Genomic DNA, 20,731 nt, shown 5'->3' on the forward strand with positions numbered 1-20,731 from the left:
AGGTCGCGACGTTTGATGCAAGGAGGCCCAGTTTCAGCAACTGGAGCCACTATTGCACCAAAGGTCACACGTTCATGAAACCGCGCCCCAAACCAATTGGCCTATCAGCAATCGAAGAGAGCGTGGCCCTTAGCTGAATAAGTCACCTGGCCTGCGCAGATCGTGTAAAGCGGTGCCACGCTTAAGATTGCTTCCGGATCAAGGTTTGCAAGATCATTGTCCCATACGACGATGTCGGCAGCAAAGCCCGGCTGCACTTGACCTTTCCAGGTCTCCGCAAACTCTGCATAGGCTCCCCGCACCGTATAGGCGTCAAGCACTTCCATAAGCGCCTGTCGATTGTCGGGAAGGTCGTCTCTCCAAGGCATGCGTGTCATCGCCGAATGCATCGACAGGATCGGGGAGACGGGAGACACCGGCCAGTCGGTCGAGAAGATGAGATCGATGCCAGCGTCGCGGATGGCGCGCCAGGCGTAAGCGCGCGCCCAGTTTTTGGCTCCGATGCGCGAGAGCGTCGGCTCGAGTGGCAAGCCCATCTGGCCGGGTGGAACTGTGGGCTGCATGGATGCGACGATTTTCATCTCCGCCATTCGGCCAATGTCGCCATCGCGCACCACTTCGATGTGCTCGATCCGGTGGCGGCTGTCGCGCGCACCATTGGCGCGCCGCGCGGCAGCAAACCCGTCAATGACGCTCGACACCGCGCCGTCGCCGATTGCGTGGACTGCGATCTGCAAGCCACGCTTATCCGCTTCGATGCAGATGCGATCGAAGGTTGTCTGGTCGAAGCGCGGCTCGCCCTTCCAGCCGGGGCGATCATCGTAATCGTCGTACATGACTGCCGTGTGGGAATCGAGCACGCCATCCATGAACACCTTTACGGTGTCGGAATTCAGCCACTCTCCGCTGAACTCAGCGCGCATCTGTACAGCTTTTTCCATCTGTTCGACGATGTCACCGCTCACATAGTGCAGAGGTACGCGGCCGCGGCAGATCAGGGCGCCCTCCGCCTGAATCTCGGACAGCAATTCAAGCTGATAGCGGTTGCCATCCATGTTCTGGAAGCTGGTGATGCCGTGGGCTGCCAGATGTTGAAGACCGCGCTTCAGCAGCCCCCGATCATAGGCCCTGTCAGCAGCAGAAGGCACGAGTTTCGGTTCGTCACCGGTGCTCAAGCCCAGCATATCGCGCCCAGCGTTGGCGCTAAGTGCGATCACGTCATCAAAAGCATAGTGTTCGCGCAACTCGCCATTGGCCAGGCCGTCCCCGCACATCACGATCTCGTTGCCGGAGGGGAGGCGGCGGCCTTCCAGAAGTCCCGCCTTGGTTAGCGCGATCGTATTGGCCCAGACAGTATGGTGGTCAGGCGACATCACGGCGAGCGGCCGATCGGCTAGGATGGAGTCCAGAACGTGCCGGTCGACGCTGCGGCCGTCCCCAAGAATGGTGTAGTCACAGCCATTGGCCATCAAGAGCGGCTCGGTGGGCCTCGATGCTGCATAAGCCAGGACGGCCGCCTTCATCGCGCCGTAGCCCTTGACGCTAAAGAGGGACAGTTGGTCGAGCTCCGCCGAGCCGCCGAATAAATGAATGTGGCTTTCGTTGATGCCGGGCGTCACTGTTCCGCCATCTGCGTCGATGATCCGAGTCCCGGTCGTGCGATAGGAAGCAATCTCGCTATTGCTGCCGACGGCCAGAATGCGACCGCCGGCAATTGCAACCGCTTCCGCATGCGGCTGATCCGGATTCATCGAAATTACCCGGCCATTGGTAATGATCATGTCTGCTGAAACGGCCATGCGTGGTCCCTCTTTCAGGCGCCTCTGTTCTCTGGCGCCGTGCCTGTTGCTCAACGGTGAAGTAGTTTTTGCGGCGGGTCCCGATCACCGCGAAGCGGCCGTTGAATCCCTTTTGCATGATGGGGGTGTCGCCGGCTCAAAAATCGTGGCGCCTCCTTCGACCGGGGTGATGGCGACCCGGCCCAAGAGGATGCTTTCGGGCTGCGCGTCAGGCTGCGCCCGTGACATGTTTGACGGCGCGATAGGATGGCGTGTCGCGTTGGCCAATGCCCTGCGAATTGCAGTCATTTTGTGTGTGCTCCGAGCAGTTTCGGGAGGTTACCGAGTCGGGCGACCAGCGAGAAGGTGACAACGGTGACGATAACGAAGAAGATCGATGCCGAGGCCATGACCGGCGTGTAGCCATAGCGCAGCGAGTTGAAGATCTTCATCGGCAGCGTTTCGAGAACGGGTCCAACGGTCATGTAGGCCACAAGGTATTCATTCAGCGACACGACAAACGCGAAGGCAAATCCGGAAATCACATAGGGGAGGACCAGCGGCAGGACTACTGTCCGGAGGATGGTGCGATTATCCGCGCCCATCGTCGCGGCTGCCTCCGACAGGCTGTCGTCGAGCGAGCCGAAGCCGAGCACCAAAGACACGAGCGGCAGGGAAACGAGGAAGATGCCGTGGCTGACGACAACGGTCCAGTATTGCCCGTACAGGCCGGTCTGCGTCCAGAAAGTCAGGAAGCCCATTGCAGTAATTACCGGCGGCAGGAGGAAGGGCAGCAGGCCGATCGCCAGGATGGCCTTGACCCATCCGAGCCGGTAGCGCCAATTGAACCAGGCAAGCGGAAAGGCGATTGTCACTGCAAAGCTTGCCGAAAACAGCGCAATAATCGTGCTGTTGAGCAAGGCTCCCGACCAATCCGGCATCCGGAACAAATCCAGATACCAACCCATGTTGAAACCCTGCGGCGGGAAGGTGAGCGACTTCTTCGAATTAACGGAGACGCCCAGGACGATGAGCAGCGGCGCCGCCATGACCACGGCCAGCACGCTGAAGAAAATGCGTCGAACCAGAGCTTGCCTCATCGGGCGCTCTCCTTGCGGCCAAACAGGATGACTGTGCCGACAATGAGCAAGGTTACGGTGACTAGGAACACTGCGAGGGCGGCGGCGAAATGCATGTTCGATTGCACCAATGCCTGGTCGCTGATGACCACGGAGAGTGTCCAGTGTTGGGGTCGACCCAGGATCTGAGGCATCAGATACGTGCCGAGCGTAAAGACCATGATCATCAGGAAGGTCGTAATGATCGTGTTTCGCTGCATGGGTAGGACGACAATGAAGAATGTGCGAAGCGGCGAGGTGCCAAGCGTCCGGGCGGCCTCTTCGATGTGCGGGTCCACCCGCGACAGAATCGGGTAGAGCACGAGAACCGCATACGGGAACGCCGTGTAGACGACGCCTGACACAAGCGCCCCCAGCCCAGGTGCATAGGAGGTCGGTTTGTCGAGGAGCCCTATAAATACGAGCAGGTTGCTGATGCCGGCTGTCCGGGACAGAAGCGTTGACCAGGCAAAGCCGATGATCGATTCCGACAGCGACAGCACCGATAACAGGAAGATCAGCCAGAACACCTGCGTCGAACGCGGCGCATTGACCAGCAGATAGGAAAACGGAAAGGCGATCAGGATTGAGATTGCCGCAACGGCCAGCGCCAGACCGAAGGATACTATGAGCAGCCCGGCAAAGAACGGGCTGATCAGGCGCTGATAGTTTTCCAGGGTAAACATGGCCTCGGTGAGGCCTCCACCGGCATTCTTATGGAAAGAAACCAGGATCATCGAGCCAAAGGGCACGACGAAAAACAGGGTCAGGAGCGCTGCGGGAACGGCAAGCGGAAGGTATTCTGCCATGGACTGAGGTTTGGCGACGCTCATGCTCCCCTCAGGACGACGCAGGCGGCGCCAGGAACATGAATATGCACCGCCTGCCCGACGGCCAGCTTGCTCTCCTTTCGCGGCGGGAGTGCCACGATCAGATCCTTGGACATGCCCTGGACAGCGACATTCACCTCGATTGCTGCCCCCAGATGACGGGTGAAGGCGATGCGCCCAGACATGCTACTGTCGCTCGCCTCCTCGCGGAGCTCGAGATCTTCGGGACGAACCGAGAAGGTGAGGGTGCCCGATGATGGGGCATCCATAATCGCGACCTCTCCGCCGGGAACGCTGACGCGTCCATTGGCGACGACCTTGCCCTCGATCAGATTTGCAGCGCCGATGAAATCCGCAACGAAGGCATTCGCCGGCTTACGATAGATCTCCAGCGGCGGCGCTACCTGCTGGATGACGCCGCCCGACATTACGACCACGAGGTCTGCAGTCGTCATGGCCTCTCTCTGGTCGTGGGTGACTAGAAAAGTCGTAATGCCAAGCTCCTGCTGTAGACGTTTTAGTTCGACCTGCATGGCCTCGCGCAACTTGGCATCCAGCGCCGACATTGGCTCGTCGAGAAGAAAGAGCTTTGGTTTCAACGCCAGCGCTCGCGCCATGGCGATGCGCTGGCGCTGACCGCCCGAAAGCTGGGTAATGGCCCGGTCGGCAACGCCCGGTAGATGGACGAGCTTGAGAAGCCGCTCGACTTCCGCCTTCTGGATGTCCTTCGACGCGCCACGGATGCGCAGGGCATAGGCGACGTTTTCGCCCACGGAGAGATGAGGAAATAGCGCGAGTGACTGGAACACCATACCAAAATCCCTCAGATGGGCCGGGACTTTGGTAATGTCGCTCCCATCGAGAACGATCCTGCCGTCGGAGGCGCTTTCCAGCCCGGCGATAATCCGCAGGAGGGTGGACTTGCCGCAGCCGGACGGACCTAAGAGACAGAGGAATTTTCCGTTTTCCACGTTGAGTGAGATGTTGCTCAGGGCGTTGACTGGACCATAGGCCTTGTTGATCTTGTGGATCGCCAATCCAGACATGTGCTTAGCTCCCGGCAAAGCGAGCGGTGCGCAGCACCTCGTCGCGATCGTGTTCCTCTGATGCAAAGGCGGATCAGCCCTGCAGCATCTCGGCCCAGACCTGATTGATGAAGTCAGTCTTTAGCGCCTGCATTTCATAATGCGGCGTCACCGGATTGATGTCGGAGGAGACAGAATCGAATTCCTCGTCCGTTAGATCCATCGTTGACCGCTCTACGACCGGTGCGCTGCCGAGCTTGCGGGCGAGCTTTGCCTGGGTCGAGGGCTGCGACATGTAGTCCATGTAGACATGGGCGAGATCGAGCGAAGAGGCCGCAGCCTTGGTGACCGCCCAGGTGCCGTAGTCGTAGATGCCGCCTTCGATGGGCATGGTGGACCGAACGGGGAAGCCGTCCCGCACCGCCAATCTCGTGACGTCGTGGAAATACTGGCCCATGGGGATTTCGCCGGACTTCAGCGCCTGCTCGAACTGCGCCTCGTCCCGATACCAGAGGCGCACATTCGGCTTCAGCTCGCTGACCTTGGCTGCCGCCTCACGGATGCCGTCGTCGGTGTCAAGGTGCTTGATGCCGCCGAAATAGACCTTGGCCGTGACTTCCAGGAGATATGAGTTGCCGACATTGGCGAGAAGACCGAGGCTGTCCTTATACTTTGGATCCCAGATGTCCTTCCAAGAAGTCGGGGCTTCGGGGTAGACATCGGTGTTGGAAACCAGCGTGACATACCAGCTCGTGGCGCCGATCGCGACGATCTCACCGTCGCCATTTTGGCGCACCAGTTCCGGCTTGATGTATTTAATGTTGGGGATCTTCTTCGGGTCAAGCGGCGCCCAGAGTCCAGAATTCGCACCTCGGATCACGGGAACGCCCGCCATCATCGAGATGTCGACCGGCGACTTGCCGGCCTTGGCCGCCTGCTCTAGCTGGATCAGCCAGACCTCACCTGTCGGCTCGCCCACACTCTCGACCTCGATGCCGGTGGCGGCGGTGAAGTCCGGAAAAATCTCGGCATCGAATGTGTCCTTGAAATATCCGCCATACAAGCCAATGCGCAACTTCTTCTCTTGCGAGCGGGCTATGTTTGGAAACCCGCCGATCATGGGGGCCAGCCCCAGAGCGGAAAGGCCCGTCAGGAGCTGACGGCGCCGGATGGGCCTGTTGACGATGCTGCGGTTAAACATGGTGCTCCCCTTTTTTTGGCATCCATTGAAAACGGAGGGTCAACGACCGCATCCCGGAAGTAAATCGGGATATGGCCCCGATCACTACGGAAAAACCCGAACTAAACACTGATCTCCGCTCATTAAAGTCGAGCTATTTCATCAGGAGTGTTTCACCCATGACCGACCAAGCGCACCTCCAGGCCCTTCGTGCGAAGTACGGCAACGCCTCGGGGGGCGATATATTCGATCCGCATTTCCAGGAGGTCGCACTGGCTCAATTCACCGGTGGCGATAAGCGCAAATGGCCGTTTGCAGGTATTCCGACACTACTGGATGCGCCCTGCATGCCGGAGGCGGCAAATTCCGACGATTTCGGTGGACTGGATATCGCCCTGGTCGGAGTGCCGATGGACTTGGGCGTCACCAATCGGAACGGCAGCCGCTTCGGGCCGCGTGCGCTGCGCGGTGTAGAGCGGGTCGGTCCCTATGACCATGTCCTTCGGATTTCTCCCATGAGCAAGGCCAGGGTGGCCGACATCGGCGATGTGCCGATGCAGAGCCGCTACGATCTTGCCCGATGCCATGCCGACATCGAGGCTTTCTATCGCCGCCTCGTTAGCGCCGGCGTGCGCCCGCTCAGTGTTGGCGGCGACCACTCCATCACCTCGTCGATCCTGAAAGCGATCGGTGCCAACGAGCCTGTGGGCATGATTCACATCGATGCCCATTGCGACACGGCAGGTCCTTACGAAGGAACCAAGTTTCAACACGGAGGTCCCTTGCGGCTGGCCGTTCTCGACGGTGTCCTCGACCCGCGCCGTACGATTCAGATCGGCATTCGCGGACCCGCCGAATACCTATGGGAGTTCTCCTATGAAAGCGGCATGACAGTGGTGCATGCGGAAGAAGTCAGCGAGGTCGGATTGCCGCGTCTGATCGAGAAAGCGCGTGAAATCGTCGGTCATGGTCCAACCTACATCTCCTTCGACATTGACAGCGTGGATCCGGGTTTTGCGCCCGGCACAGGAACACCGGAGGTCGGTGGCCTTCAGCCTCGCGAAGTACTTCAAATCCTGCGCGGCCTGCATGGCCTCAATATCGTCGGGGGGGACGTGGTCGAGGTCGCGCCACAGTACGATTCCACCACCAATACTGCACAAATCGCCGCGCAGGTGCTGCACACGATCCTTTGCCTGATGGTCAAGAGCGATCAAAACTACAGCGTGTAAAGCTCATCGCGCCCTCTCGCCCATCGGAGCTGCCCCATTCGGCTATATGCCGTGAATCTGGTGGGATTCATCTGCTTCCAAAAAGGCTGGGCTCGTCATTGACCGGCGGTTACATCGTGGGCATTGGCGGCGTAGCGTTTCCGGCAGGCGAACCGACAGACAAGCTGGCTCGACCCAGTTCTCCGCGGGCTTGCGCCCAGATTTAGCTACACGCGAACATCGCCACGAATTTGCCGTCCAGCGCATTTGGTGCAATTTGCATTCATGAAGATATCCGGTTCTGATCTCCACTTGTTTCGTGTCTTTGAAAGCGTGGTTCGCAATGGCGGCATATCTGCAGCACAAATGGAGCTGTCGCTCAGCCAGCCAACGATCTCCAACCATTTGACCGCGCTTGAGCGACGGCTTGGCGTGAAATTATGCGAACGGGGGCGTCGCGGTTTTTCGCTCACCGAAGAGGGGCGCCGGGTTTACGAGATAGGGACAGAAATCACCGAGACGCTGGACGCCAACTCTGTCCGGCTTTCGTGCCTCAGAAGCGCCCTGGCGGGAAAGGTCAGCGTCGGTATTGTCGACTGCATGGCGACCGATTCAAATTTTCGGCTGTCTGACGCAATTGCCGAACTTTCCGAAACCGCACCGGAAATCGAGCTAAATCTCACAATAATGCGGCCCAACGATATAACGAAGGCGGTAGCTGAAAACGAGATAGATATCGGAATAGGCGGTTCCGACATCAAAGTTGCAAGCCTGAGATACGAGATAATCTACCGGGAAGAACATGCTGTCTTTTGCGGGTCGGCGCATCCGTTGTTTCGCCGGAAGGAAGAGGCGATTGCCAGCGCGGAATGCCACGGCTACCCGTGGGTTCACAGAGGTTACTGGTATGGTATGCGGCGCCAGCGTTTCGACAACCTGGCCGCCAACCGCGTGGCGTTTGATATTGAGGCGCAGCTTTTGATGGTTCTGTCAGGCGCCTACTTGGGAGTCCTGCCGATACACTTTGCAGGCTTGTTCGAACAGCAGGGGCGTCTGCGCCGACTTGCCATAGCCGATGAGGCCTATTTCGCCGACATTGAGATCGCCACGCGCACAGGCGAACAGGCGGCAAACGTTGCCTATGTCCGCGATGCGATTACCAAGGCACACCGGAAACATTTGTAAAGATCAATGTATCGGTTCCCTGAATGATATTCTTGCCACGCCGGCAGAGGTCTAGGCTCTGGCACGGCTGGCGATCCGCAGGGCAAAATGCCACCTGCGGACTTCCCTGCCCAAATGCAGCAGCGACTTGGCCACCGCGTCGAGTGTTCTGATGTTGGCCTCGGGGGTACAGAATGAGCACCGATGCTCTGCTTCGCAATCTTCCCAATTTTTCGCTGGAAGCGGCAAGGCTGGTGGTCGCGCGTCGTTACGGGATTGAGGGGGTATACAAGCAACTGGCTTCCGAGCGTGATCTATCCTGGCGTATCGAGGGCGCCGATGGTCGAAACGTCGTCGTCAAGATATCGAATGCAAGCGAGCCTGCAGGCGTCGTCGATATGCAGGTCAAGGCGCTCCACCATATCTTTGAGCGGGATCCTGCTCTTCCGGTGCCGCGCGTTATGCCGTCCTTAGAGGGCGCCGCCTATGAATGGATCGAGGACGGGCGTGGAAACCGGCATATGATCCGTGTGATGACTTTTCTTTCGGGGGAAGTCATGGAGCAGGTTGAGGAAGCGTTTTCCGCCGAGGCCCGCTACAATATCGGCGCGATGGTGGGGCGGCTTGCCCATGCGCTCAGGGATTTCTTCCACCCCTATGCCTGCAGCAATGTGCATCTCTGGGACATTTCGCGCGCCTTGGCCTTGCGCCCGCAGATAGAAAAGATTTCTGACGCAAAGCGTCGGCAGTTGTGCGGGGAAATTTTCGAGCGCGCCGAGCGCTTTACCCTTCCTCAATTGCTGAAGACGCGCCGGCAACTCGTGCATCAGGATTCCCATGGCGGCAACATCCTGGTCGATTCCCAAAATAATACCTTGCCGGTGGGTATCATCGACTTCGGCGATATGGGCTACAATTCCATTGTCGCCGACATTGTCGCTGCCTCCGAAACATTCTCAAAATACGATGACGATCCGATCGCCTACCTTTGCGACGTGACGTCGGGTTTCGATTCGACGTACCCGCTCGAAGAAAATGAGATTGATCTCATTTTCGATGCGATGCTCCTACGTCTCGCGATGGCCACCGTCATCCTGGAAGCGAGAGAAGCCACGAATGAATCCGGGATCCGCCACATCCAGGACGCCAGTCACTATCCTCGAATGATGACGTTGCTGAGCAGCCAGGGTCGCGCGCAGGCGGTACGCAGGCTTCGTCAGGCATGCCGGTTTCCGGTCTATGGCGCTATGGGCAACCATGGCGAGCGCCTCGCAGATGACTATGACTTGCTCAGGCATGAGCGAGAAGGCCACCTGGGACCGATATGGCATTTTTACAAGAAGCCGCTGCACATCACACGCGCTGACGGCGCCTGGATGTATGCCGCCGACGGCACCGCCTATCTGGATGTTTACAACAACGTCCCCCAGATTGGTCATTGCCATCCGCATGTGGCGAAAGCGATCTACCGCCAGGCCAGCGCGCTGAACACCAATACGCGCTATATGTGCGACGTGACCGCCGAGTACGCAGCGCGTCTGACTGCCGACCTGCCCGATCACCTCGACACCTGCATCTTCGTCAACTCGGGCAGCGAAGCCAACGACCTGGCGATGCAGATAGCCATGTCGCTCAGCAAACATGATGGCGGCTTGATCATCGACCAAGCCTACCATGGGTGCACCGAACTCACGACGGCGCTCTCCAATGAAAGCTGGCGTCATCTTCCTGTAGAAGGGCATCCCAAACGAATTGAAGCCTTGATGGCACCTGATATGTACAGGGGGCCTTACGCCAGCGACCCGCAAGCCGCTGAAAGGTACGCAGCAGACGCCGACAGGGCGATAGCCACCTTGAGCGAAAGAGGCCACAGGCCCGCGGCATTCATGGTCGACACCGCCTTGTGCTCGAGCGGGGTTTTGCGGGCGCCTGAAAACTATTTCAATCTCGTTGCGGAGAAGGTTCGCGCCGCGGGCGGGTTCGTCATTGCGGACGAGGTACAGGCCGGCTGCGGCCGCATGGGAACATTCTGGGGGTTCAGGGCAAACGGGCTAAAGGACAACAATGTCGACTTCATAACGATGGGCAAACCGGTCGGAAACGGCCACCCTCTCGGCGTTGTTATTCTCAGCTCTGCCCTCATGAAGCGGTTTCTCAACGGCACATATCCGCTTCTGTTCAGCACCTTTGGCGGCAATACCGTCGCATGCGCGGCCGGCATGGCCGTACTTGACGTCATCGAGCGAGAAAGCCTGGTCAGGCGGAGCGCCGAGACAGGCGAATATCTGCGGCATGAACTGCGCCGCCTGGCTGAACGGTACGAAATCATCGGCGACATACGCGGCCGTGGGATGATGACCGGCGTCGAACTGGTGACCGATCGCCTCACCAAAGAGCCGGCAATTCAGCAAACTGATCGCCTTGTCGAAGATGTGCTTGCCCGAAACATCCTCATCGGCAAAGGGACGTCCAACACCCTCAAGCTCCGCCCGCCGCTGATCTGGTCGCGAAACGAGGTCGACATTTTCATCAGCGCTTTTGACGACAGCTTGAGAGCGCAGCGATGAACCCTGCCAGGGACTTACCTGGAATAACGGGTGTCAAGCAGGCCTTCAGCAAACTGGGAACGATCGGAAGGTCAATAATGCTCTCTTTGACCTCGAGTGCCTTTGGCCTGCCAGCAGTATGAAAAGCCGGACCAAACAGGAGAAACTTCATGAAGAAACAGTTATTCGGACTGGTTGTCACGATGACAGCTGCCATCTTTTCCGCAGGCGTGTCGTTGGCGCAGGACAAAGTTGTCAACGTCTACAACTGGTCTGATTACATCGATAGTTCCATCCTCGAGGATTTCACCAAGGAGACAGGCATTAAGGTCGTCTACGACACCTTCGATTCGAATGAAATTCTTGAGACCAAGCTGCTTGCCGGCGGGTCAGGCTATGACGTGGTGGTTCCCACCGGGCCGTTCCTGGCCCGCCAGATTGAGGCCGGCGTGTTCCAGAAGCTCGACAAGTCCAAGCTGCCGAACCTCAAGAACATGTGGCCCCAGGTGATGGCGCGCCTGGCCAAGTATGACCCGGGCAACGAATACGCCGTCAACTATATGTGGGGCACCACCGGCATCGGCTATAATGTCGACAAGGTGAAGGCAGCGCTCGGCGACGTGCCGATCGACAGCTGGGACGTGCTTTTCAAGCCGGAGAATGCGGCCAAACTAAAGAGCTGCGGCATCAATATCGTGGATGCGCCCGAGGAGACTCTAGCCATTGCCATGAACTATCTCGGCAAGGACGGCGACAGCAAGAAGAAAGAGGACCTGGACGCCGGCGGTGACATCTACACGAAAATCCGGCCCGATGTCCGCACCTTCAACTCCTCTTCCTACATCAACGATCTGGCCAATGGCGACAAATGCATCAGCATCGGCTGGTCGGGTGACGTGCTGCAGGCCAAGAACCGCGCCAAAGAAGCCAAGAACGGGGTCAATGTTGAATACCTGATCCCTAAGGAAGGCACCTATATGTGGTTCGATAATTTGGCGATCCCTGCCGACGCAAAGCATGTCGATGAGGCGCACGCCTTCATCAACTACCTGATGCGGCCGGAAGTCATTGCCAAGGCAACCAACTATGTCCAAACAGCCAACGGCAATCTCGCCTCGCAGAAGTTCATTGACGAAGCAGTGTTGAAGAACACGTCGGTTTATCCGACGGAGGCAACGCTCAAGAAGCTTTTCACGATTTCTCCCTACGGGTCCAAGGAGCAGCGCGCACTCAACCGCCTCTGGACCCAAATCAAAACGGGCAGCTAGAGAAACATGGATGGGGCGGCCACTGCCCCATTTATTTCGAGTGGCGCCTCGGGTGAAGATCGGCCGCCAAGTGATAGCCATGTGACAGAAGAATGGCAGAGCGGACATGGCCAAATATCTTGGGCCGGTAAGGTAGATCTACACCCTGGGCGGACCGAATTCGGAGCCATTTTGGTCAATCGCCGACTGTGCTTCTAGCTCAATTTTGGAGGGAAAATGCCGTTCCCAGATCTGATCCAGCCCGAACTGGGCGCTTATGTCAGCAGTGTCCCCCTTCCGGGCGACTTTGCCCAGTTCTGGACGTCGACCATTGCCGAGGCCCGCCAGGCCGGTGGCGAGGTCAGTATCGTGCAGGCGCGGACAACGCTCAAGGCAGTCCAATCCTTCGACGTCACGTTTCCGGGATTTGGCGGCCACCCCATCAAAGGATGGCTGATCTTGCCGACGCACCACAAGGGGCGGCTGCCCCTCGTCGTGCAGTACATCGGCTATGGCGGCGGCCGCGGCTTGGCGCATGAGCAACTGCATTGGGCGGCGTCAGGGTTTGCCTATTTCCGAATGGACACACGGGGGCAGGGAAGCGACTGGAGCGTCGGTGAGACGGCGGATCCGATCGGCTCGACTTCGTCCATTCCTGGCTTTATGACGCGTGGCGTACTGGATAAGAATGACTACTATTACCGGCGCTTATTCACCGATGGTGTGCGGGCGATAGATGCCCTCGTGGGGCAGGACTTCGTCGATCCCGAACGTGTCGCGGTTTGCGGCGACAGTCAGGGTGGTGGTATTTCACTCGCCGTTGGCGGCCTCGACCCGCGTGTCAAGGCCGTAATGCCTGACGTGCCATTTCTGTGCGACTTCCCGCGCGCTGTGCAGACTGCCGTGCGCGATCCCTATTTGGAAATCGTTCGTTTTCTTGCGCAGCATCGTGAGAAGAAGGCGAAAGTCTTTGAAACGCTCAACTATTTCGACTGCGTCAACTTCGCCCGGCAGTCCAAGGCGACAGCGCTGTTTTCGGTGGCTCTGATGGACGAAGTCTGCCCGCCCTCTGCAGTCTATGGCGCGTTCAATGCCTACACAGGGGAAAAGGCCATCATGGAATACGAATTCAACAATCATGAAGGCGGGCAAGGCTACCAGGAGCGCGAACAGATGGCGTGGCTCAGCGCGCTGTTCGGTGTCAACTGACGTGAGCTGCCCAGCACTGGGCGTTTCACCTTCACAGGGTGCCTATGCTTGTCCGGGCAACCAAGCTCCAACCGGCTATCGGCCGCCATGTTGCTCTACGTACTTCCATCCCTGCAAGCAGCACCCGGCATGCGCTTTGAGGGACCCGCTGCAACCTAGCCGCTCAACGACGTCGGAGGGGCTTATGTACCGCCCCGGCAGAGTCCCGCGCGAGCTTGATGCCATCGGCCTCTCCCTGCTCGGTGGCAGCTTACCTAGTCCTCGGCCCCAGGACCGGACGGGCAGCAATCGGCCCCAAATCGGCCGTTCGTGGAGTGCTGCCCATGTGGGCAGCGGTCAATCGTCCGCCATCCAAATGGCGTGCAGGCTTTGACACGAAGCTGGGCCGGATATGCTGCATTAAAATTGAAATCGCGCCCCTTTCCGCGCCGCCACAGGGCACCGAACAAAGGGCTGACGCTTACGCGTAGATTGCGCCGCATCTGACCAAGCGACTTGTCTCCAGACGTAACTAACTGAAATACTTAGTAAAATTGGCGCACCCGACAGGATTCGAACCTGTGACCTCTGCCTTCGGAGGGCGATCTATTGCTTTTGCTATGGCACGCCACGGTATCCAAAACACATAATAAACCAATATGATAGCGTGCGTCGCATCGTCGGGCTTATCCATTTCTCGCCTTGAGCTTGCTCCCATTTGGTTGCACTATGGTTGCAAATGGAGAAACCCGGAGACGAGAATGCCCAAGCTTAACAAACGCACGATCGAGAGTCTTCGGCCAGATGGTACCAAGACAGGAACGCTCTACTGGGACACCGACCTCAGAGGATTCGGCGTCAGAGTGTTCCCGTCCGGCCGAAAGACATTTGTGGTCAAGTTCCGTACCCACGGTGGGCGCCAGAGATGGCTGAAGATTGGCGCCTATGGCCCACTGACCGCGGAGCGCGCACGTGACCTTGCGAAGATCGAGCTGGCCAAGGTCGTGGAAGGCAAGGATCCGGCAACGCTTCGGCGCGAGTTGCGAAATGCGTTGTCCGTCTCTCAACTGTGCGAGCTTTATATGGAGGCCGCCTCGGCCGGCCTGGTTCTTGGCCGCAAGGGACTACCCAAGAAAGAAAGCACGCTGTCAACGGATCGATCCCGCATTGAGGCGCATATCAACCCCCTGCTGGGACAGCTCAAGGCCAGAGCGGTTACGCGAATGGACATAGAGATGTTCAAGACAGGCGTCGCAACCGGAAAGACCGTCAGAGACGAGAAGCTCGGGCCACGGCGTCGGTCGATCGTGAAAGGCGGCAAGGGTGCGCTGACTCGCACACTAGGGCTTCTTGGTGCGATCTTTGCCTGGGGCATCGATAATGGGCATGTCGAGCAGAACCCGGTACGCGGGGTTCGTCGTTTTGCGGATGCGCAGAAGAAGGCACTCCTAACCGGCGATCAGTATCGCGCGCTGGCAGAAGCCCTTCATACACTTGAGCAGAAACGCGATCGCCACGGCGCACCCAGGCACAGCCAGATTGGAATCGCCGCCATTCGCTTCATTGCTCTAAGCGGTGTCCGGCGTGGCGAATGTCAACAGTTGCGCTGGGACGAGGTAGATGCTCTGGGAACTTGCCTCGCCCTTGGCGAGACCAAGACCGGACCATCGTTGCGGCCGCTCAGCCGGGCTGCGTTTGCGATGATCGATGGTTTGGAGCCTGTTTCGGATTACGTGTTTGCTGCCGCGCCTGAGCAAGCGGGTTACCAGGGACTACCTGGCCTCTGGGAGATGGTTCAGAAAACGGCGCGCCTTTCGGCTGAGGCCGCCGCGGCTAGGTGCCGTGACGAAAAGCCTCCCGAGGTCGGCCCGCTCGATGGCGTGACTTTGCATAGTTTGCGCCATAGCTTCGCGGGCGTTGCCGAACAGCTCGGGGCGACTATTCCGACGATTGCCGCGATGCTGGGGCATCGGCTCAGCGGGGTGACCGGCGGCTATATCCTGAAACGCGTGGATAGCTTGCTGATCGATGCGGCGAACGGAGTGGGCGACCACATCGCTGCGCTGATGCGTGGCGAGGCACCATCCGCACAAGTGATACAGTTTCGTCCCAGAGGCAGGAGCGCAAGCTCAAAGGCGGAAGCGAGAGTGCCTACTATTGAATGCCGCCAGATTTGACGCCGTGTTGCGTCATAATATGAGCCGACCACAGGAAGCAGCTGATGGGCTGATTCAATATTCCGACAACGGGTTTTTCGCCGCGCAAGATCGCGGGGGGTCCCCCACCGCCAGCATCAATAATCCATACACTGGAACGAAGCATCGGTACCGGCCGTTGGTTATCTGCCGGTCCGGATGATCGATGAGGAGAGCGAGGACGGGCGGGCATAAGGCACTATCTGCTGTGGCCCTTCATGCCATCATGAAAAAAGGGCTGGCGGCGGCGCCGGGGTGAGACTTAGGAAGGGCGGCCAGGACGGTGGCGGCTAAAGCCGGGGCGAAGGTTGCGCGCAGCCCCTCAGACACAATCCAGAAACATACCAGAAAAACTCCAGAAAACGTTCAAGCGTATGATTGACCGGAGAGGGTCAGTTCATCGGCTGCAGCGCTTGCTCGGGTTTGCGACAAGAAGCGATGCGAAGGTTCTCGATTAGCTTGATGGGTGCGTTGCTCGGCCTTTTTTCGCTCGTCACGGCCGCGGTTCGAGAAACTGACGCAAAGGTGGCGCTCACCCGGGCCGAGCGTTGCAGCTACCTTAGCCGCCAAGTTGACGAAGCCCTCGAAACCCATGCCGCGGCAACGCAGATCACCACGGCGAAGGCACTTCAGAGAAAGGGAAACCGGTTCTGCGCCAACAAGAAACAGGCACAGGGAATCCGGATGCTCGCAAACGCTCTGAAGCTGCTTGGCGTGACACCGATCGACCCCGATGCAGTGACACCCAAAACCGACCTGTATGACAAGGAAACCAAGCCATGAAGAAGTCCCTCCTCTCCGCTCTCGGCCTCTCCGTTGCTCTCGCCTTCTCGATGCCGGTTATCGGCTACGCGGCTGCGACCACGACTGCTGCTCCTGCCGCTGCCACGACCGCTGCGCCGATGAAGGCCGCGCCGAAGAAGGTCGCTGCCAAGAAGCACGTCAAGGCCTGCAAGGTGACCAAGACGCACAAGTGCCCGGTGAAGCACAAGAAGCACACCGCGAAGAAGGCCGCCCCCAAGAAGGCCTACTAAGCTCCGCTGTGTTATGAGAAGGCCGTCCCATCTGCATTCACCTGGGACGGCCTTTTTTTCCACCTGCGAGCCTATCCCTTCGGCTTCGGCGTGATCTCCTCGATCTTCGCCCTGACGTCGTCCTGGACCATTGCCTGCTCCAGCCTCAGCTTCGGCCTTGTCCTTGGTGGTAAGGATGGTGCGCCAATGAGGCTTCTCGAAAACGCTGACGATGTAGGATGTGGCCGGCTTGTCGGTCATCGCCAGAACCGTTGCATTCCATCATTCGATGCTTCACTTTAAATTAGCAGAAGCGCATAAAGCTTCCAGCCGGCTGCGATGTTTCGCGAGCATCCGGTCGGTTAGGCCCGGTGCCCCCGCCCCACCCAACAAAGGTGCCGGGCCGCTCCGTCGAAACCCTCGCTGCCAAAAGGCCCGCCGCTCCATTTTGAGAAGCGACGGTTCCTCGCCCAGCCCACATCTGTGGCTCTCTGCCTACGCTATTCTCATATTAGAGATCGCTCAACTAAGACTGAAGTCCCTAGTCGGCTACCCGGCCCGCAGGGGTTAACACAAAAGCCCGCGCCTCTTGCCGAAAGCGCGGGCCGATCAGGTGGTGCGTATCCCGATCTACGGCAGCAATGGGGTGAGCATCGCCTGCCGCAAGCGAGAAACTTTTAGAAGTCGCCAATGTTCCGTCGGCCCCTGCCTTCGATCGAAAGTCGGCTTCCAGTCGCGGTTGCGCTCCCGTTGCTGGCCCTCGTAATCGGGAATGACGGTGAAGAAGGCGGGCCGGCGGTCGCGGCCGGCGGTCTTGCATGATGCGCAGCCGAATAGCCCACCAGGTCCCAATGCATGGAACCATGGTCAGGCCCGAGCTTGTCGATCAGCGCCTGGATATCGAGCTTGGTCGACTTGCAGCACATCGGGTGCCGGCAATTGACATAGACGGTTTCGCGGGCGGCCAGGGTGTCGGCTAGGGTCTTGGACATGGCGAACTCCATTGAAGGGGTCGCCGCAACGAAGGATTATATTCCTGATCTCGATGGCGCCGGCAAGGGGGAGTTGGGTGTCGGAGACGGTCCGTACCTACGTCAGTGGGTCGCCGGCAGCTTCATGCCCTTTGGCGCCGGCCCTGAATGCTCCTGGACGCGCATCCACAGCCGTTCGCGCATTTCCCGGTTCAGCGTGACAAAGGCCGAGCCGACGTAGCGGCCGGTGTCACGCTCTGCCATCAGGGCTTCCTTCTTATTGATGATGCTGTGTTTTTATTGATGATGCTGTGTTTCGGCTGGCAGTTGTATAGTGGTCTCGGTCATTTCAGTGCGATAAATTCGGGAAGCAAGGTTCGGGTGCCACGGGAGGGTGTGCCATGCGAGAATTGCCATTCGACATCGATGCGGATGCCGTGATTGAAGTGGGCCGATATCTGGATGATCACGCGAAGACCACCGCAGTTTCGATATCTGAAGCGCTCCGTGTAATCAGGCGTCGCGTCAACAAATCGCGCGTCGGCGACAGCGGTTTGGAGGAACTGATTGTAGAAAGCGCCGCAGCCAGAAAGCTTGCCCTCTTGTTGGACAACCACAATTAAGGGGCGCCGGCTTGCATCGTATTCCTAGCTAGAACACAGGCGGGCGCCAGGACGCGCAAAGGCGCTTCGGCAGCGTAGGAGGAGCGGCCGGCGGAAACGCGCGCTGGTGAGGCTCTATGCAGTCGGTCAACTCGCGCACCAGAAGCATGGCGAGTCATCTAAATTAGCGACGGAACCCTTGCCGGATGGTCGCGTTGCCACCGTTAGATGGATTCTGCAAATGGCCGACGAACAGGACAGAACACCCAGCGTGCCTGACAACTCTGTTGTTCGGCGCTTGGTTAGGGAGGCGCATATCACCGAAGAGCAGGCCCCGCGAGCTTGTCGCCTTGTTGGGGTACGATTGGCGTTCGCTTATGCGAGAGGCCCGCTTCCTAACCCGAAAACGCTAGTCCCCGCCTAGTGCGGCTCTGGCAACGTTCCAAACACTGATCGACGAGAAGATGACGTCGCAAGCGGCCGGATATATCTTTCAGCCGACGGAACGTTTGTACCCGCCCGCCGTTATTTCCGTGGTCCCCGCATAGGGATCATAAAGGGCCTTGCCCCCTCTTGGCCCTAGTTTGAGTCCGCTGTCTCCCGGAAGTGTCCAGCCTGCGCAACGTTCGCGCTTTTGGAGCCGTCGACAGCGGACCCGACGCATTTTACGCGCCTTCCGGGAGGTAGGCCCGCCCCGCCTTTGGATATGGGTCTTTCTAACCCGAAGCATGGAGCCGGAGGGTGCCGAAGAAAATAGCGGCTGGACCGTTCGAAGAGAAAGGCGATCGGTACGCACTCAACGTACTCGTCGATGCTCCACCGGTTCTGAGTCGGAGAGCCTCTTGATGTTTCCAGAAAATCCAGTCCGCGGTAAGATGAGACAGAGGGGCATGCACCAACCTCAGAAAGGGAGGTCCGCCATGAAAGTCAAAGACGCAATGCACAAGGGTGTCGACTGGGTCAGCCCCGAAACCGCTGTCACCGAACTGGCGAAATTGATGCGAGCCGAGGATATCGGTTCGATTCCCATCGGAGAGAACGACCGGCTGATCGGAATGGTGACCGACCGCGACATTGTCTGCAAAGGACTGGCGGAGGACGGTTTCGACAGCCGCACCGCGACGGCGCGCGATGTCATGACGACCGGCATTCACTGCTGCCGCGAAGACGACGATCTGGCCAAGGCCATGCGGCACATGGAGGAACTGAAAATCCGTAGGTTGCCGGTGATCAACAAGAGTATGCGGATGGTCGGCATCCTCAGCGTCGGCGACGTTGGCCAGTCGGCGCCGAGGGAACTTGTGTCCGAATACGTCAAGACCGTATCCGCCCATCACCACTGAAGGGCGGCTCGCCCGGCGGATAGTCGATATCCGTCGGGCTTTGCCCATGCTCTCGATCGAAGACCTCAACCGGCAGAAATGTCCGGTCCTCGTGGCCAAGCTCGACCGCCTCGCGCGCGACGTCGCGTTTACTGCCGACTTGATGGCCCAGCGTGTCGTTCATCGTCGCAGAACTCGGGGCCGACGCCGACCCTTAATGCTGCACCTCTACACCGCACTGGCCAGGAAGGAGCGCCGGAAAATTTCCGAACGGATTCGGGCCGAACTGGCAGCCCGGAAGCAGCGTGGCGAAAAGCTGGGTGATCCACGAAATGCCAGCGATGCGGCTGCGACTGGTCGCCTGGCCCAGTTTGAGGCGGCGAGCAGTTCGCCCAAATCGAGTTGCCGCAGAAACCGCCCCGGTTAGACCGGGACGGTTAGGGTATTATGACGAAACTGGTTGCGGGGAGGCGCAACCACCGATAACGACATTCGCTGATGGTGGCCATCTGAATGGAGAATTCGTCTCGAAGCAAAACAGCACGATAATCCTGGTGCACAACCATCCCACTCACGCCTGTTAGATCACGCTCGATCACGATCAACGTGCCCGGCGCTTCTTGAACAACGCGGAAAAGCATGCCATCGCGCTGGAGAGCGACCAGCCTGGTGTCAGCGTCTCGCAGGTCGCGCGCAAGCACGGGATCGTCACGGGCATGCTGTTCCGCTGGCGCGTGCAGTTCGGCGTGGCGCAGAAGAAGCGCGCGAAACTTGCGCCCGTCGCACTGACTGAGGGCACGCCAGCGGCACTTCTGCTGCGTGACCTCGTGCAGCCGCCGGATGGAATGACGGCGATCGATCTGCCTGACGGCCGGGCGTCTTCGCGCCCACCGGCAGCGATCCAGATTCCGTTCGTGAGCATCTCGAAAGCGGAGGAACAGGAAGATGATGATCGTTCCCGCGGGCGTGAAAGTGCATCTGGCACTGGGCTATACCGACATGCGCAAAGGTCTCGACGGGCTCGCCAAGCTGGTGCAGCAAACGCTGAAGCAGGACCCATTCTCGGGCCATCTGTTTGCCTTCCGGGGCAAGAAGGCGTCGATGCTGAAGATCCTGTTCTGGGATGGAAACGGCCTGTGCCTGTTCACAAAACGGCTCGATCAGAGGAGCTTCGCGTGGCCGGTGATGGCCGGCTTCAATGCCTCGATCACGCTGACGCCGGCGCAGCTTGCGATGCTGATCGAGGGCATCGACTGGCGCGCATCCGGGCGTGTTCGGAAGCCTGCCCTGGCCGGCTGAAATCGGCGCTTCGACCGTTACGGAAAGCCCGGAATCCTTGGG

Annotated in this window: 20 protein-coding genes, 1 tRNA gene and 1 pseudogene; 13 read left to right on the plus strand and 9 right to left on the minus strand. The window is 58.9% G+C overall.

The features are described 5' to 3' along the window. Positions 1-104 precede the first annotated feature (104 nt). From ACSQ3L_RS02520 to ACSQ3L_RS02540, 5 genes are all read right to left on the minus strand, one after another. Positions 105-1,799, minus strand: a complete 1,695-nt coding sequence (locus tag ACSQ3L_RS02520; protein WP_436158496.1) for an amidohydrolase — start codon at positions 1,797-1,799, stop codon at positions 105-107. A 284-nt stretch (positions 1,800-2,083) separates the two neighbouring features. Further along, entirely contained in the window at positions 2,084-2,878 is a 795-nt protein-coding gene (locus tag ACSQ3L_RS02525) for an ABC transporter permease (RefSeq protein WP_436158497.1), read from the minus strand. Continuing rightward, positions 2,875-3,729: an ABC transporter permease gene (locus ACSQ3L_RS02530; RefSeq protein ID WP_436158498.1), complete on the minus strand. Its 855-nt coding sequence runs from the start codon at positions 3,727-3,729 to the stop codon at positions 2,875-2,877. The genes ACSQ3L_RS02525 and ACSQ3L_RS02530 overlap by 4 nt, the downstream gene beginning before the upstream one ends. After that, a complete protein-coding gene (locus ACSQ3L_RS02535; protein ID WP_436158499.1) occupies positions 3,726-4,772 on the minus strand; it encodes an ABC transporter ATP-binding protein in 1,047 nt (348 codons plus the stop codon). Before ACSQ3L_RS02535 ends, ACSQ3L_RS02530 begins: the two co-directional genes overlap by 4 nt. 73 nt (positions 4,773-4,845) lie before the next feature. After that, on the minus strand, positions 4,846-5,952 hold the full coding sequence (locus ACSQ3L_RS02540) for an ABC transporter substrate-binding protein (RefSeq protein WP_436158500.1): 1,107 nt from the start codon (positions 5,950-5,952) through the stop codon (positions 4,846-4,848). 158 nt (positions 5,953-6,110) lie between these two features. Between ACSQ3L_RS02540 and speB the strand changes: the two genes are divergently transcribed. From speB to ACSQ3L_RS02565, 5 genes are all read left to right on the plus strand, one after another. Continuing rightward, positions 6,111-7,163: an agmatinase gene (speB, locus tag ACSQ3L_RS02545; protein WP_436158501.1), complete on the plus strand. Its 1,053-nt coding sequence runs from the start codon at positions 6,111-6,113 to the stop codon at positions 7,161-7,163. 264 nt (positions 7,164-7,427) lie between these two features. Continuing rightward, positions 7,428-8,327, plus strand: coding sequence for a LysR family transcriptional regulator (locus ACSQ3L_RS02550; RefSeq protein WP_436158502.1), 900 nt, complete (start codon positions 7,428-7,430; stop codon positions 8,325-8,327). A gap of 173 nt (positions 8,328-8,500) precedes the next feature. Then, complete coding sequence (locus ACSQ3L_RS02555) at positions 8,501-10,873, plus strand: aminotransferase class III-fold pyridoxal phosphate-dependent enzyme (RefSeq protein ID WP_436158503.1); 2,373 nt, start codon at positions 8,501-8,503, stop codon at positions 10,871-10,873. A gap of 149 nt (positions 10,874-11,022) precedes the next feature. Then, positions 11,023-12,120, plus strand: a complete 1,098-nt coding sequence (locus tag ACSQ3L_RS02560; RefSeq protein WP_436158504.1) for a polyamine ABC transporter substrate-binding protein — start codon at positions 11,023-11,025, stop codon at positions 12,118-12,120. Between the two features lie 216 nt (positions 12,121-12,336). Then, on the plus strand, positions 12,337-13,308 hold the full coding sequence (locus ACSQ3L_RS02565) for an acetylxylan esterase (RefSeq protein ID WP_436158505.1): 972 nt from the start codon (positions 12,337-12,339) through the stop codon (positions 13,306-13,308). A 534-nt stretch (positions 13,309-13,842) separates the two neighbouring features. Here the strand turns inward: ACSQ3L_RS02565 and ACSQ3L_RS02570 are convergent. Then, positions 13,843-13,906, minus strand: a tRNA-Arg gene (locus ACSQ3L_RS02570). Positions 13,907-14,048: 142 nt separating this feature from the next. Between ACSQ3L_RS02570 and ACSQ3L_RS02575 the strand changes: the two genes are divergently transcribed. From ACSQ3L_RS02575 to ACSQ3L_RS02585, 3 genes are all read left to right on the plus strand, one after another. Further along, complete coding sequence (locus ACSQ3L_RS02575) at positions 14,049-15,464, plus strand: tyrosine-type recombinase/integrase (RefSeq protein WP_436158506.1); 1,416 nt, start codon at positions 14,049-14,051, stop codon at positions 15,462-15,464. Positions 15,465-15,920: 456 nt separating this feature from the next. Then, on the plus strand, positions 15,921-16,265 hold the full coding sequence (locus ACSQ3L_RS02580; RefSeq protein WP_436158507.1) for a hypothetical protein: 345 nt from the start codon (positions 15,921-15,923) through the stop codon (positions 16,263-16,265). Then, positions 16,262-16,516 (plus strand): hypothetical protein, encoded by a 255-nt coding sequence (locus ACSQ3L_RS02585; protein WP_436158508.1) that lies wholly within the window; start codon positions 16,262-16,264, stop codon positions 16,514-16,516. The genes ACSQ3L_RS02580 and ACSQ3L_RS02585 overlap by 4 nt, the downstream gene beginning before the upstream one ends. Before the next feature lie 656 nt (positions 16,517-17,172). Here ACSQ3L_RS02585 and ACSQ3L_RS02590 read toward each other — a convergent pair. After that, positions 17,173-17,487, minus strand: a complete 315-nt coding sequence (locus tag ACSQ3L_RS02590; protein WP_436158509.1) for a hypothetical protein — start codon at positions 17,485-17,487, stop codon at positions 17,173-17,175. Positions 17,488-17,589: 102 nt separating this feature from the next. Continuing rightward, the gene (locus ACSQ3L_RS02595) at positions 17,590-17,730 is read right to left on the minus strand and encodes a hypothetical protein (RefSeq protein ID WP_436158510.1); all 141 of its coding nucleotides are present in this window, start codon (positions 17,728-17,730) and stop codon (positions 17,590-17,592) included. 137 nt (positions 17,731-17,867) lie between these two features. Between ACSQ3L_RS02595 and ACSQ3L_RS02600 the strand changes: the two genes are divergently transcribed. Both ACSQ3L_RS02600 and ACSQ3L_RS02605 read left to right on the plus strand, forming a co-directional pair. Further along, on the plus strand, positions 17,868-18,089 hold the full coding sequence (locus ACSQ3L_RS02600; protein ID WP_352565871.1) for a hypothetical protein: 222 nt from the start codon (positions 17,868-17,870) through the stop codon (positions 18,087-18,089). 899 nt (positions 18,090-18,988) lie between these two features. Beyond that, entirely contained in the window at positions 18,989-19,411 is a 423-nt protein-coding gene (locus tag ACSQ3L_RS02605) for a CBS domain-containing protein (protein ID WP_436158511.1), read from the plus strand. On the opposite strand, the gene ACSQ3L_RS02610 is transcribed toward ACSQ3L_RS02605, so the two are convergent. Next, positions 19,383-19,574 carry a hypothetical protein gene (locus tag ACSQ3L_RS02610; protein WP_436163569.1) on the minus strand — a complete coding sequence of 64 codons (192 nt, stop codon included), beginning with the start codon at positions 19,572-19,574 and terminating at the stop codon, positions 19,383-19,385. The genes ACSQ3L_RS02605 and ACSQ3L_RS02610 overlap by 29 nt on opposite strands. On the opposite strand from ACSQ3L_RS02610, the gene ACSQ3L_RS02615 reads away from it, so the two are divergent. The 3 genes and pseudogenes from ACSQ3L_RS02615 to tnpB all read left to right on the plus strand — a co-directional run bounded on the left by ACSQ3L_RS02615 (position 19,503) and on the right by tnpB (position 20,689). Further along, entirely contained in the window at positions 19,503-19,817 is a 315-nt protein-coding gene (locus ACSQ3L_RS02615) for a hypothetical protein (RefSeq protein WP_436163373.1), read from the plus strand. The genes ACSQ3L_RS02610 and ACSQ3L_RS02615 overlap by 72 nt on opposite strands. Before the next feature lie 193 nt (positions 19,818-20,010). Beyond that, a pseudogene (locus ACSQ3L_RS02620) lies at positions 20,011-20,115 on the plus strand (IS66 family insertion sequence element accessory protein TnpA); the annotation flags it as partial. A 220-nt stretch (positions 20,116-20,335) separates the two neighbouring features. Beyond that, entirely contained in the window at positions 20,336-20,689 is a 354-nt protein-coding gene (tnpB, locus tag ACSQ3L_RS02625; RefSeq protein ID WP_436158512.1) for an IS66 family insertion sequence element accessory protein TnpB, read from the plus strand. Positions 20,690-20,731 lie beyond the last annotated feature (42 nt).

It is taken from the genome of Mesorhizobium sp. LjRoot246 (genome assembly GCF_964254115.1).
In the GTDB taxonomy this organism is placed as follows: domain Bacteria; phylum Pseudomonadota; class Alphaproteobacteria; order Rhizobiales; family Rhizobiaceae; genus Mesorhizobium.